This window comes from Paraburkholderia elongata (genome assembly GCF_013177735.1).
Lineage (GTDB): Bacteria > Pseudomonadota > Gammaproteobacteria > Burkholderiales > Burkholderiaceae > Paraburkholderia > Paraburkholderia elongata.
This window is the reverse complement of sequence record NZ_WOEZ01000043.1, coordinates 181,895-195,181: the sequence shown is the minus strand read 5'-3', so window position 1 is coordinate 195,181 and position 13,287 is coordinate 181,895. Positions and strand designations below refer to the sequence as shown.

Annotated in this window: 8 protein-coding genes; 5 read left to right on the top strand and 3 right to left on the bottom strand. The window is 62.9% G+C overall.

Annotation, left to right across the window (positions count from 1 at the left end; genetic code table 11):
• The 3 genes from GNZ13_RS09310 to GNZ13_RS09300 are packed head-to-tail and all read left to right on the top strand — an operon-like array spanning window position 1 to window position 3,271.
• Entirely contained in the window at window positions 1–2,208 is a 2,208-nt protein-coding gene (locus GNZ13_RS09310) for an FUSC family protein (RefSeq protein WP_172162573.1), read from the top strand.
• A complete protein-coding gene (locus GNZ13_RS09305) occupies window positions 2,198–2,398 on the top strand; it encodes a DUF1656 domain-containing protein (protein WP_172162571.1) in 201 nt (66 codons plus the stop codon). Before GNZ13_RS09310 ends, GNZ13_RS09305 begins: the two co-directional genes overlap by 11 nt.
• Before the next feature lie 12 nt (window positions 2,399–2,410).
• Window positions 2,411–3,271, top strand: a complete 861-nt coding sequence (locus GNZ13_RS09300; protein ID WP_172162569.1) for an efflux RND transporter periplasmic adaptor subunit — start codon at window positions 2,411–2,413, stop codon at window positions 3,269–3,271.
• A gap of 366 nt (window positions 3,272–3,637) precedes the next feature.
• Here the strand turns inward: GNZ13_RS09300 and GNZ13_RS09295 are convergent, their stop codons facing one another.
• On the bottom strand, window positions 3,638–5,317 hold the full coding sequence (locus tag GNZ13_RS09295; protein ID WP_172162567.1) for a methyl-accepting chemotaxis protein: 1,680 nt from the start codon (window positions 5,315–5,317) through the stop codon (window positions 3,638–3,640).
• 510 nt (window positions 5,318–5,827) lie between these two features.
• Here GNZ13_RS09295 and GNZ13_RS09290 point away from each other — a divergent pair.
• Together GNZ13_RS09290 and GNZ13_RS09285 are read left to right on the top strand one after the other, a co-directional pair.
• Window positions 5,828–7,093, top strand: a complete 1,266-nt coding sequence (locus tag GNZ13_RS09290) for an MFS transporter (RefSeq protein ID WP_172162565.1) — start codon at window positions 5,828–5,830, stop codon at window positions 7,091–7,093.
• A gap of 305 nt (window positions 7,094–7,398) precedes the next feature.
• On the top strand, window positions 7,399–9,303 hold the full coding sequence (locus GNZ13_RS09285; protein WP_172162563.1) for a propionate--CoA ligase: 1,905 nt from the start codon (window positions 7,399–7,401) through the stop codon (window positions 9,301–9,303).
• A 44-nt stretch (window positions 9,304–9,347) separates the two neighbouring features.
• Here GNZ13_RS09285 and GNZ13_RS09280 read toward each other — a convergent pair whose 3' ends face one another.
• The gene (locus tag GNZ13_RS09280) at window positions 9,348–10,166 is read right to left on the bottom strand and encodes a 5'-methylthioadenosine/adenosylhomocysteine nucleosidase (protein WP_172162561.1); all 819 of its coding nucleotides are present in this window, start codon (window positions 10,164–10,166) and stop codon (window positions 9,348–9,350) included.
• Window positions 10,163–12,514, bottom strand: a complete 2,352-nt coding sequence (locus GNZ13_RS09275) for a UvrD-helicase domain-containing protein (RefSeq protein WP_172162558.1) — start codon at window positions 12,512–12,514, stop codon at window positions 10,163–10,165. The genes GNZ13_RS09280 and GNZ13_RS09275 overlap by 4 nt, the downstream gene beginning before the upstream one ends.
• Window positions 12,515–13,287 lie beyond the last annotated feature (773 nt).

Genomic DNA, 13,287 nt, shown 5'->3' with positions numbered 1-13,287 from the left:
ATGTCAGCCTCCCCCTCTCCCTCGCGCCCAGCGTCGTTTGCCGCGCTCTACTCGGCCGCCGCCGACTGGGCGCGCACCGACGGCCTCACGTGGGTCTATCTGTTCAAAGCGCTCGCCGCCTGCTTCCTCGCGCTCGGTATCGCGATGAAGCTCGATCTGCCGCAGCCGCGCACCGCAATGACCACCGTGTTCATCGTGATGCAGCCGCAAAGCGGGATGGTGTTCGCCAAGAGCTTCTACCGGATCTGTGGCACGCTGGTCGGCCTCGTCGTGATGCTCGCGTTGATCGGCCTGTTCGCGCAGCAGCCGGAACTGTTCATCGTCACGACCGCGATCTGGGTCGGCATCTGCACCGCGGGCGCCGCGCGCAATCGCAACTTCAAGTCGTACGGCTTCGTGCTGGCCGGCTATACCGCCGCGCTGATCGGCATCCCCGCTTCACAGCATCCGGACGGCGCGTTTCTGAGCGCGCTCACGCGGGTGGCTGAAGTGGTGGTCGGCATCGTCTGCGCGGGCGCCGTCAGCGGCCTGGTGTTTCCGCAGTTCGCCGGCTTGCAGATGCGCGGCACGGTGCGCGCACGTTTCTCGGCGTTCGTCGAGTATGTGTCGACCTCTTTGGCCGGCCGCAACGACCGCGCGCAGATCGAAGCGACTAACGCGGGCTTTGTCGCGGACATCGTCGGTTTCGAAGCGGCGCGCAGTGTCGCCGTGTTCGAAGGCCCCGATTCGCGGATGCGCGGCGGCCGTCTCGCGCGTCTGAACAGCGAGTTCATGACCGCCTCGACGCGCTTTCACGCGCTGCATCAGCTGATGAACCGGCTGCGCGATACGAACACGAGCGGCGCGACCGTCGCGGTCGAAACGCTGGAACCGTATTTCAAGGAAATCGCCCCGTTGCTCGCGAAATCCGGCGAACCGGTGTTGAGCGCCGCGGACGCCGCCCACGCCGCCGCGCAACTCGATGCGTACAAAGCGGAACTGCCCAAGCGGGTGCGCGCGACACGCGCCGCACTGGAAACGCAACCGGACGCACCGCTGCTCGACTTCGACACCGGCGCTGAACTGCTGTACCGCTTCATCGACGATCTGCATGCGTACGCGGCCACTTATGCGTCTCTTGCCGTCGACACGCACGAACGTGAACGCTGGATCGAGCGCTACGAGCCGAAGACCAACGCGATCGCCGCCGGTGTCGCCGGCGTGCGCGCGGCCATCGTCATGATCGTGCTCGGCGCATTCTGGATCGCCACCGCGTGGCCGAGCGGCTCGACCTTGACGCTGGACGCCGCGGCGGTGTGCGCGCTGGCCTCGTCGTCGCCGAATCCGAAGCGCACGGCGTTCCAGATGGCCGGCGGAACGCTGGTCGCCTCGGTGATGGGGATGATCGCGGTGTACGGCGCGTATCCGCACATCGACGGCTTTCCGCTCCTGTGCGCCGCGCTCACACCATTCCTGCTGCTCGGTGTGTTCATGACGACGCGGCCCGCACTGGCCGGCTACGGTGTCGGCTACTGCATCTTCTTCTGTTTCCTGGCCGGCCCGGACAACCTGATTCACTACGATCCGAGCGGCACCATTAACGATGCGATTGCGCTGGTGCTTTCGATGCTGGTGTGCGCGATCGCCTTTGCCGTGCTGCTGCCACCTTCGACGCCATGGCTGCGCAACCGTCTGCTGGTGGATCTGCGCCGCCAGGTTGCGCTGGCGAGCCGTGCGGGCATGCGCCGGGTGCGTTCACGCTTCGAGAGCGGCGCGCGCGATCTGATGTTCCAGATCAACGCGCTCGCGCAGAACGAACCCGAGCTCAAACGCGACACCTTGCGCTGGCTCTTCTCGGTGCTCGAAGTGGGCAACGCGATGATCGATCTGCGCCGCGAAGTGGCGGCGCTGCCCCGCGACGCGCGCTATGCGAAGTCGATGCCGTGGCGCGTCACATTGCGCGCAATGCGCGATGCGGTGACCACGCTCTTCGAACGGCCCCGCGCAGACCGCTTCGACCGCGCGCTCGCCGCCACCACCGATGCGATTGCCGCGGTTCAACAGATGTTGGCCACCTTCACGCCACCGCGTGAAGAGCGGCATCAGCTGCAACGCATTTTGAGTCAACTGCATTTCATTCGTACCGCGCTGCTCGATCCGCAATCGCCGCTTGAACCGCTGATGAGCGGACGTGCCGACGCGTCAGAAGGAGTTCGTCATGCCACGTGATATCGCCGTTTTCGACGCCTACGTGCCGGCCATTGTGCTGCTGTTTATCGCGGGCGCCGCGCTTACCTGGGTGTTGGACCGCGTGATTGCCTACACGGGCCTGTATCACGTGGTGTGGCATCCGTCCTTGTTCCGGGCCAGCTTGCTCGTGTGTGTGTGCGGCGTGCTGGGTCTCGCCGTTTATCGTTGATCAGAGTCGAAAATGACCATCCGAAATATTGTTGGCTTTGTCGCGACAGCCATTATTTTTATCGTCGCGATTTTGATTGGGCGCGCGTTGTGGGTTCATTACATGGATGAGCCATGGACACGTGATGGGCGCGTGCGCGCTGAAATCGTGAATGTGGCGCCGGACGTTTCAGGCGCGGTGGTCGATCTGCCTGTTAAGGACAATCAACTGGTCAAGAAAGGCGATCTGTTGATGCAGATCGATCCGTCGCACTATCAGATTGCCGTTGAGCAGGCGCAAGCTGCCGTTGCTGCGCGCAAGGCTGAGTTGCAGATGAAGCGGGATGATGCGCAGCGGCGTGCCGATATGGATGCTTTGGTCGTGTCCAAAGAGAGCCGTGAGAATGCGACGCATACTGCCTCTGCTGCCGAGGCTTCGTATCAGCAAGCGCTGGCCGCGCTCGATGCGGCCAAGTTGAATCTCGAACGGACTCGGGTCGTCGCGCCGGTTGATGGCTATGTCACTAACCTGAATGTGTTTCGCGGCGACTACGCGACTGCGGGCTCAGCCAAGCTGGCGATCGTCGATAGCCACTCATTCTGGGTCTATGGGTATTTTGAGGAGACGAAGCTTCCTCATGTTCGCGTCGGCGATAAGGCTGAAGTTCGGTTGATGAGCGGCGGAACGCTGCAGGGGCACGTTGAGAGTATTTCTCGCGGGATCTATGATCGGGACAATCCCGAAAGCCGCGAACTGCTGGCTGATGTGAATCCGACTTTCAATTGGGTTCGATTGGCGCAGCGCGTACCCGTGCGGGTGAGGATCGATTCTGTGCCTGATGGGGTTGTGCTTGCAGCAGGGATTACTTGTACTGTTGTTGTTAAGCCAAGCTAAGTAATTTGCCTTCGCGCCGCTTGTTGGCTGTGTGCCTGCGGCGTTGGCCTTTCCTTGATTTGTTAGCCTACTCCGCGCGTTTTTTCTGTGCGCTTACGGTTTTGGCCTTTCCTTGATTTGTTATTGGTTCATTAGCGTCGCCCCTGTGCGGGGCGGGCACTTACTTCTCTTTGCCGGCCGCAAAGAGAAGTAAGCAAGAGAAAGCGGCTCAAACCGCTAATTCTTAAGCGGGTCCCTCGCACAGTTGCGGTAGTGGTGCATCTGGAATCTGTGCTCTCGCACACTCCGCGCTAGTGACAAAGCAGTCATTCTTCCGGCGGCGCTGCGCGCGCCGACGCGGTCCGTCAGTCGCGGTGCTTCACCGTTTTATAACCTGAACTTCCCAACCATCTGCTTCAACCCGCGAGCCTGATCATCCAGCGATCTGGCAGCCGCGGTAGCCTGCTCCACCAGCGCGGCATTCTGCTGAGTCCCGGAATCCATCTGCGTCACTGCAAGATTAATCTCTTCAATCCCTGCACTCTGTTCGGAAGAAGCCGCTGAAATTTCTCCCATGATGTCAGTCACGCGCTTCACGGCCTTAACGACTTCATCCATCGTCTGACCAGCGTCTTGCGCCAACGTCGACCCATTGCTCACGCGCTCGACAGAAGTACTGATCAAGCCCTTGATCTCCTTGGCCGCCGCGGCACTGCGCTGAGCCAGATTCCGCACTTCGGCTGCGACGACAGAAAATCCACGGCCTTCCTCGCCGGCTCGTGCTGCTTCCACCGCCGCGTTCAAAGCCAGAATGTTGGTCTGGAACGCAATCCCCTCGATCACGCCGATGATGTCGCCAATGCTCCGCGCGCTATCGTTGATCTCGTTCATCGTCGCGACCACGCGGTTCACCACCGCGCCGCCCTTCTCGGCAATCTCCGAGGCGTTGTTGGCCAGCGTGCTCGCCTGCTTCGCGTTGTCGGCGTTCTGCCGCACCGTCGAGGTCAACTGCTCCATGCTGCTCGCGGTCCGCTCGAGCGCCATCGCCTGCTGCTCGGTGCGCTGCGACAGGTCGAGATTGCCCATCGAAATTTCGCCCGACGCCGTTGCAATCGCGTCCGCACTGGACGCGATATCGGAGACGGTCGTCGCGAGGCCGCTTTGCATGTCGTGCAGCGCGTACAACATGCTCGACTTGTCCTTGCGGCCCAACGCGATCTGATTCGACAGATCGCCCGCCGCAATCCGGCTGGCAATTTCCTTTGCGTACGCCGGCTCGCCGCCGAGCTGGCCGGCAAGGCGTCGCACCACCCACTCGCTAATGCCGAACGCCAGCGCGATCAGCGCGACCGTCATTACCGCGATCATCACGAACGACGAATGGAAGATAAAACCCGACGCTTCGATGGTCGCCTTCGCGGCCGTGCCGCGCTGTGCTACGAGTTCGTCGACGAGTTTTTCGAGCTTGCCGGTCTCGACCAGCAGCGAGACGTCCTGCGTGCCGACCTGCCAGTTCATCTGCGAAAGATCGAGCGGCTGCGCTTTCACAAGCGTCACGAAGTCACGCAAGTGGCCGCTCCACACCGCGACGGCAGCGGCAAATTTCTTCTGCTGGTCGACCGCCTTCGCGTCGGACGTGTCGACGTACCGTTGCAACGTGCCGAGTTCCGTGGTCAGACCGCTCAAACCCTTGTCGATGTCGGCGCCGAGATCGTCCCGCTCCTTGGCGGTGGTGGCGGTGAGCAGCATCTTTTGCGCGCGGCTTGCGCGCAGCAGGTGGCCACGCGCCTCTTCGGCAGCGCGGCTCGCCACGTGGCCCTGGTCGTAGATCGATTGTGCGGAAGCGTTCAGGCGGCTGATCTGGGTCAGCGAAAACACGCCGATCGCGAGCGTGCCGATCAACAGCACGGCAAACGCAAGCCGTAGCGTGGCCTTCACCGACAAACCCTTGAGCCGCACGGCACGCGAGCGGCTGCCCTGTCCATGCGATGGCGACGGCTTGCCCGTCGCTTCCCCTTCCGGTACGAACCCCGCGCCCGTCTGGCCGCTCAGTGAAACTGCTTTCATATTCCTCGTCCCCACGTATCGCACTGCCGGAAAGGTCGGTTCCAGCATTAATGCTTATCTCTTCGGGTCTACGGCATAAACGTCTGCGATCTTTAACGCCGCTCGCGTCATGCCGACCGTCGCGCCCGGTCCTCGACGCGTCACTTTGTAAGCTTCGCGCCCGCGACCGTTTTATACACGGCCAAAAATCCCCGAACCGCATTTATCAGATGACTTGCCAGCCACGCGTGGTAATGGCAACACACTCGCCGCGAGCACCGCCGCGGTGCACCAGACGCCCGATTTCCGCGCAGCCGTGGCGCCCGGACGGACCCGCAGGTGTCCGATTCGCGACAAAACTTGTCCTTACATTTCATGGAAGCCACATTAAACTCCGACAAATGGCTGACAACGCCGAACGACGCGTCGAAATGCCGCACCAGTCGAACAGGCAAGCGAACATGAAGAACGACGACGCGCCGGCAGCCTGAAATCATGACCTTTCACCCTCTCCTCTCTCTCATCTAGCGTATGGAAACGAGCCTCGATAAAAGCGCCCTCGCCGGCGCCTCAGCCTCTCCCGCCAGTCCTGCCAACCTCGCTGCCACAGCGCAGCCCGCTAAGGTTCAGCGCACGGTCTACTCCGTGCTGGGCGCGATCAGCTTTTCGCATCTGCTCAACGACATGATCCAGTCGTTGATTCTGGCGATCTACCCGATGCTGAAAGACAACTTTTCGCTGTCGTTCGGGCAGATCGGCCTGATTACGCTGACCTACCAGATCACTGCGTCGCTGCTGCAACCGCTGGTCGGCAGCTATACCGACAAGCATCCGAAGCCGTATTCGCTGCCCGTCGGCATGGGCTTCACGCTTGCCGGCCTGCTACTGATGTCGGTCGCACCGAGTTTCGGCGTGTTGCTGGTAGCGGCGGCGCTGGTCGGCTGCGGCTCGTCGGTGTTCCATCCGGAATCGTCGCGGGTGGCGCGCATGGCGTCGGGCGGCCGCCACGGCCTGGCGCAGTCGCTGTTCCAGGTGGGCGGCAATGCGGGTTCATCGCTCGGGCCGTTACTCGCTGCGTTGATCGTGATTCCGCACGGCCAGCGCAGCATCGCGTGGTTCTCGGTGGCCGCGCTGGTCGCGATCGTCGTGCTCACGCAGATCGGCCGCTGGTACAAGCAGCATCCCGCTGTGAAGAAAGTGCGCAGCCAGACCGGTCACGCGACCTTGTCGCGCAACCAGGTCATGTTCGCGATGGGCGTGCTGATGCTGCTGGTGTTCTCGAAGTACTTTTACCTCGCCAGCATCAACAGCTATTTCACGTTCTATCTGATCGACAAGTTCCATCTGCCGGTGCAGGCCGCGCAGGTCCATCTGTTCGTGTTCCTCGCGGCGGTCGCGGCAGGCACGGTGATCGGTGGTCCGATCGGCGACAAGATCGGCCGCAAGTATGTGATCTGGGTGTCGATCCTCGGCGTTGCACCGTTCACGCTGCTGCTGCCGTACGCCAACCTGTTCTGGACCAGCGTGCTGACGGTGATCATCGGTATCGTGCTGGCTTCGGCGTTCTCGGCAATCCTCGTCTATGCACAGGAACTGATCCCCGGCAAGGTGGGGATGATCGCGGGCCTCTTCTTCGGTTTCGCGTTCGGCATGGGCGGGATCGGAGCTGCCGTGCTCGGGCAATTGGCCGACGCCACCAGCATCACCTATGTGTATAAGGTCTGCTCGTTCCTGCCGCTCATCGGCGTGCTGACGGTGTTTCTGCCGGATGTCGAAGGCAAGCGCGCGAAAGCGTGATGCGCTTATCCGGACATGAATGAGGGAAAAGGCGCTGCGGCGCCTTTTTCTTTGGCCTCGCGGGTTTGCCGGTGGTCTTCGCGTGGATCGCACGGCGCTGCCGTAGCCGCAGCTTGGGTCGAGTCGGCTCTGCGTCGCGCTACGCCGGGTGCGGTGGCGCTCATGGTGAACCCGCGTTGTCCGCGAAGCCACGCGTGCACTATGCTTGTGCGGACGTACGCACGGCTCTCTCGCCGCGCCCAGCAGCCGTACCAAGCCGTACCACTCGCCATCCGTTCACTCACGCAGCAGAAGGATCGCCGCCGATGACCCGCTACCGCGACTTCCACCGCCGTTCAATCGAGCAACCCGAAGCATTCTGGCGTGAACAGGCGCAGCGGATCCATTGGCAAACGCCGTTCGATACCGTGCTCGACCGCTCGAATCCACCGTTCGCGCGCTGGTTCGTCGGCGGCCGCACGAATCTGTGCCATAACGCGGTAGACCGGCATCTGGCCGAACGTGCGCAGCAGAACGCGCTGGTGTATGTGTCGACGGAAACCGGCATCGAGCGGCGCTACACCTACGCCGAGCTGTACGCCGAAATCAACCGCATGGCCGCGGTGATGCGCTCGCTGGGCGTCAAGCGCGGCGACGTCGTGCTGCTCTATCTGCCGATGATCCCCGAAGCGCTGTTCGCGATGCTCGCGTGCGCGCGGCTCGGCGCGATTCACTCGGTGGTGTTCGGCGGCTTCGCGGCCGCCAACCTGGCGGCGCGCATCGACGATGCGAAACCTGTGCTGATCGTGACCGCCGACGCCGGCGCACGCGGCGGCAAGGTGATCGACTACACGCCGCTGGTGGACGAGGCGCTCGCGCGCGCGACCCACAAGACGCCGCACGTGCTGCTGATCGACCGCCAGCTCGCGCCCGAGCGCCTGAACGCGAGCTACCTCGTCGCCTACGAGCCGCTGCGCGAACAGTTTTTCGATGCGCATGTGCCATGCGAATGGCTCGAATCGAACGAGCCGTCGTATGTGCTGTACACCTCGGGCACCACCGGCAAGCCGAAGGGCGTGCAGCGCGACGTCGGCGGCTATGCGGTGGCGCTGGCGGCATCGATGGAACACATCTTTCAGGGCAAACCCGGCGACACGATGTTCACCGCATCGGACGTGGGCTGGGTGGTCGGCCACAGCTACATCGTCTATGCGCCGTTGATCGCGGGCCTCACTACGGTGATGTACGAAGGCACGCCGATTCGTCCGGACGGCGGCATCTGGTGGCGCCTCGTCGAACACCACAAGATCAATCTGATGTTCACCGCGCCGACGGCATTGCGCGTGCTGAAAAAACAGGACCCGGCGCTGCTGAAAAAATCCGATCTATCGAGCCTGCGCACGCTGTTCCTCGCCGGCGAGCCGCTCGACGAACCGACCGCCGCATGGATCACCGACGCGCTCGGCAAGCCCGTGATCGACAACTACTGGCAGACCGAAACCGGTTGGCCGATGCTGGCGATTCCGCGCGGCGTCGAGGCGCTGCCCACCAAGCTCGGCTCGCCGGGCGTGCCGTCGGCCGGCTTCAATCTGACCTTGCGCAACGAACTGACGGGCGAGGCCTGCCCGCCCGGCGAAAAAGGCGTGCTCACGCTGGAATATCCGCTGCCGCCGGGCTGCATGTCGACGGTGTGGGGCGACGACAAGCGCTTTATCAGCACGTACTGGTCGAGCATTCCGAACCAGCAGGTCTACTCGACCTTCGACTGGGGCATTCAGGATGACGACGGTTACGTAACGATCCTTGGCCGCACGGACGACGTGATCAACGTCGCCGGCCATCGGCTCGGCACGCGGGAAATCGAGGAAGCGTTGTCTAGCCACGCAGCAGTCGCGGAAGTGGCCGTGGTCGGCGTAGCGGATGCGCTGAAGGGTCAGGCGGCGATGGCCTTCGTGGTACTGCGCGACGCGCAAGCCTATGCGAACGATAAGGCCAGAGCCAAGCTGGAAGCCGAACTCACCGCGACGGTCGACCGCCAGCTCGGCGCGATTGCGCGGCCGGCGCGCGTAGTGGTGGTGTCGATGCTGCCGAAGACGCGCTCGGGCAAGCTGCTGCGCCGCGCGATTGCGGCACTCGCGGAAGGACGCGAACCGGGCGATCTGCCGACGATCGAGGATCCGTCGGCATTGCAGCAGGTGCGCGAGGCGCTGGGCGGTTCAGGACGGGGTTAGCTCGCGAAGCGCGAGCAATGTGAACTTGTTGCGCGCACGAAGAGTCAGACCGCGCCACGCGCCTCTAAAAACCGCCTCAGAATCGCATTCGAATACGTCCCGGCAATCTCCGTGAGAAACGACGCGAACGATTGCGGCGCGTGATCGTCGGCGGTGTCGGAGATGGTACGCACTACCGCACACGGCACGCCGTACTCGTAACAGACCTGGGCGATCGCCGCGCCTTCCATCTCGACCGCGAGCGCATCCGGCAGCGCATCGCGCAAGGCCTCGACGCCCGTTGCACTCGCGACGAATTGATCTCCGCTGATGATCAAGCCGCGATGGACACGCGGCTCGTGCGTGCCGAAGCGCGCCGCCGACGCGCCGCCCTCTTCGGCGATAAAACGCTCGCATGCCGCGGCCAGTTGATCGGCAAGCGCCCCATCGGCTGCGAAGCGCGACACGCCGAGCAGCGGCACCTCGAATCGCGGAAACAACGGCGACGCGTCGAGATCGTGCTGCATAAGCGCGTTGGCAACGACGATATCGCCGACCCGCACCTCAGTCCCCACGCCGCCGGCGACACCCGTAAACACGACCGCCTCGACATCGAACGCATGGATCAAGGCGCTGACGGTGGCCGCCGCCGCGACCTTGCCGACGCGCGCCAGTGTCACGACGCAAGGCGCGCCGTGGACGGTGCCGAGGTGATAGTCACGCTGACCGTGGGTGATGGTGCGTACGCCGGATTCCGCGCGCATCGCTTCGATCAGATCGCCGAGTTCCTGCGGCAAGGCCGCCAGAATGCCGAGCGGACGATGCGAGACAAGTGCGCCTGCGCCGTCCGCCCCTACCCCTGCGTTTAGCCCGCCCGTGCTCATTCAACCGCCTGCAATTTAGCGACCGCAAGCGCCAGCCACTTCTCGCCGTGCCGCTTGAATTTGACTTGGGCCTTGGCATCCGTGCCGCTGCCTTCCAGCGCCGTGATCGTGCCTTCCCCAAACTTCGTGTGGAACACCTGCTGGCCGACGCGAAAACCCGTTTCAGCCGCGCGCTGTTCGTTCGCGAACGCCGGCAACGGCGCCGGTGTCGACGACGAAGCACCCGTGTAGCCAGGCCGAGCGAACCAGTCGCGACCGTAGCCGGCGTTATCCGAGCGTCCGCCCCAGCGCGCGCCCGCCTCGACCTTCGGCGTGAGCCACTTGAGGGTTTCCTGCGGCAGTTCGTCGAAGAAACGCGAGCGGATGTTGTAGCGCGTCTGGCCGTGCAGCATCCGGCTCTGCGCAAACGACAGATACAAACGCTCCTTGGCCCGCGTGATCGCCACATACATCAGACGACGCTCTTCTTCCAGGCCGTCCGACTCCATCGCGCTGTTTTCATGCGGGAACAGCCCTTCTTCGAGCCCGGTGATGAACACCGCCGTGAACTCGAGGCCCTTGGCCGCGTGTACCGTCATCAACTGCACGGCTTCCTGACCGGCTTGCGCCTGGTTGTCACCCGCTTCCAGCGAAGCGTGCGACAGGAAACCGGCGAGCGGCGTCATCGTGTCCGGGTTTTGCGCCGGATCGACGATGCTGGGGGCGTCCAGCACGACGGTATTCGGATCGTCGGTGGCGACGGCCAACTCGGGCGCCGCGGTTGCGCCCGGGCGCAGCGGAATCGAGCGCGCCGGCGTATCCATGCCGTAGCCTTCTTCGCTGACGAAAGCAGCGGCCGCGTTGACCAGTTCCTGCAAGTTCTCCAGCCGATCCTGGCCTTCGCGTTCGTTCTGATAGAACTCCGTGAGACCGCTCGTGCGAACCACGTATTCGACCGTTTCCGGCAGGCTCATCTGCTGCGTTTCCGCGCGCATTTTACCGATCAGGTTCGCGAAGCTGGCGAGGCTCGACCCCGCCTTACCCGCGACATACGGAATCGCCGCAGCCATCGAGCAGTTGTACAGACGCGCCGCATCGGCAAGTTGCTCGATCGAGCGCGCGCCGATGCCGCGCGTGGGGAAATTGACGACGCGGGCAAACGCGGTATCGTCGTTCGGATTGTCGATCAGGCGCAGATAGGCGAGCGCGTGCTTGACTTCCTGACGCTCGAAAAAGCGCAGACCGCCGTAAACCCGGTACGCGATGCCCGCATTGACCAGCGTGTGTTCGATCGTGCGCGACTGCGCGTTGCTGCGATACAGGATGGCGATTTCGCTGCGCGACGTGCCGGTACTGATCAGCGCCTTGATTTCCTCGACGATCCAGCCGGCTTCCTGCGTATCGGTGGCGGACTCGTAGACGCGCACCGGTTCGCCGTGACCCGCGTCGGTACGCAGATTCTTGCCCAGACGCCGCGAGTTATTGGCGATCAGCTGATTGGCCGCGTCGAGAATATGGCCGTGCGAACGGTAGTTCTGCTCCAGCTTGATCATGTGCCGGACGTTGAACTCGTGTTCGAAGTCGCGCATGTTGCCGACGTTCGCGCCGCGGAACGCGTAGATCGACTGGTCGTCGTCGCCGACGGCGAAGATCGAGTTGGTCTGCCCGGCCAGCAATTTCAGCCACGCATATTGCAGCTTGTTGGTGTCCTGGAACTCGTCGACGAGAATATGCCTGAAGCGCGCCTGATAGTGGGCGCGCAGCGGCGGATTGTGCGCGAGCAGTTCAAAGCAGCGCAGCAGCAGTTCCGGAAAGTCGACGACGCCTTCGCGCTGGCATTGCTGGTCGTAGGCTTCGTAGAGTTCGACGAATTTGCGGTTGAAGTTGTCGGTGGCGTCGACGTCTTTCGGCCGCAGGCCTTGTTCTTTGGAGTTGTTGATGAAGTACTGGAGATTTTTGGCCGGATACTTTTCATCGTCAATGTTAAGGCCCTTCATAAGACGCTTGATCGCGGAGAGCTGGTCCGCGGTATCGAGGATCTGGAAGGTAGCGGGCAGGCCGGCGTCGCGATGGTGCGCGCGGAGCATGCGGTTGCACAGGCCGTGGAAGGTGCCGATCCACATGCCTCGCGTATCGATCGGCAAGAGTGCCGAAAGACGCGCCATCATTTCGCGGGCGGCTTTATTGGTGAAGGTCACCGCGAGGATGGTGGCGGGCGACGCCAGACCGTGCTGGACCAGCCACGCGATCCGCGTGATGAGGACGCGGGTTTTGCCGCTGCCCGCGCCTGCAAGGATGAGCGCTGGCTCGTTGGGGAGCGTGACGGCGGCGTGTTGTTCGGGGTTTAGATTGGCTAGCAGATCGGGCATTTTTTGGGAGGACGGCGAGTGCGTTCGACATTATATGCCCCTCCGGGGTTAGGGTTTTGGCCTACTCGGCGCTTTCTGTCTGTGCGCCTGTGGCGTTGGCCTTTCCTTGATTTCTTAGTGGTCTATTAGCGTCGCCCCTGTGCGGGGCAGGCACTTACTTTCTTTGCCGCAAAGAAAGTAAGCAAAGAAAGCGGCTTCACACCGCTAATTCTTAAGCGGGTCCCCTGGCTTGGAGGAGGTAGTGGTGCATCTGGAATCTGTGCCCTCGCACCTTCGGCGTTAGTGACAAGGCGCTCATACTTCCCGCCTCGCACTACGTGCTCGCCGGAAGGGTCCGCTAAAAACCGCCGGATTGGTTTTGCTTGGGTGGGAGCCATCGGCTTCGCCTCGGCGATGTGCTGAAAACGCCGGATGGCTTTGGGCGTGCCGCCGGGTGCACTAGCGGCTAGCGGCCACTTACGCACCCCTAACACCCGAAGCAGCTAACGGCCTCGTGAAGCAACGGCGAGCGCGGCGATAGCTGGTGGGTTGCCGAATTTCCTCCAAGCGCCGGCAGCAGCACGCGGTTTGATGAACTACCGCGTCGGCGCGCGCAGCGCCGCCGGAAGTATGACGGCCTTGTCACTCACGCGGAATGCGCGAGGGCACAGATTCCAGATGCACCACTGCCCCCTCCAAGCCAGGGGACCCGCTTAAGAATTAGCGGTGTGAAGCGGCTTTCTTTGCTTACTTTCTTTGCCGCGGCAAAGAAAGTAAGTGCCTGCCCCGCACAG

Coding starts and splice junctions, on each gene's coding strand:
- GNZ13_RS09280 (WP_172162561.1), bottom strand. CDS start 10,166: ATGAGCACGGGCGGGCTAAACGCAGGGGTAGGGGCGGACGGCGCAGGC.
- GNZ13_RS09310 (WP_172162573.1), top strand. CDS start 1: ATGTCAGCCTCCCCCTCTCCCTCGCGCCCAGCGTCGTTTGCCGCGCTC.
- GNZ13_RS09300 (WP_172162569.1), top strand. CDS start 2,411: ATGACCATCCGAAATATTGTTGGCTTTGTCGCGACAGCCATTATTTTT.
- GNZ13_RS09290 (WP_172162565.1), top strand. CDS start 5,828: ATGGAAACGAGCCTCGATAAAAGCGCCCTCGCCGGCGCCTCAGCCTCT.
- GNZ13_RS09295 (WP_172162567.1), bottom strand. CDS start 5,317: ATGAAAGCAGTTTCACTGAGCGGCCAGACGGGCGCGGGGTTCGTACCG.
- GNZ13_RS09305 (WP_172162571.1), top strand. CDS start 2,198: ATGCCACGTGATATCGCCGTTTTCGACGCCTACGTGCCGGCCATTGTG.
- GNZ13_RS09275 (WP_172162558.1), bottom strand. CDS start 12,514: ATGCCCGATCTGCTAGCCAATCTAAACCCCGAACAACACGCCGCCGTC.
- GNZ13_RS09285 (WP_172162563.1), top strand. CDS start 7,399: ATGACCCGCTACCGCGACTTCCACCGCCGTTCAATCGAGCAACCCGAA.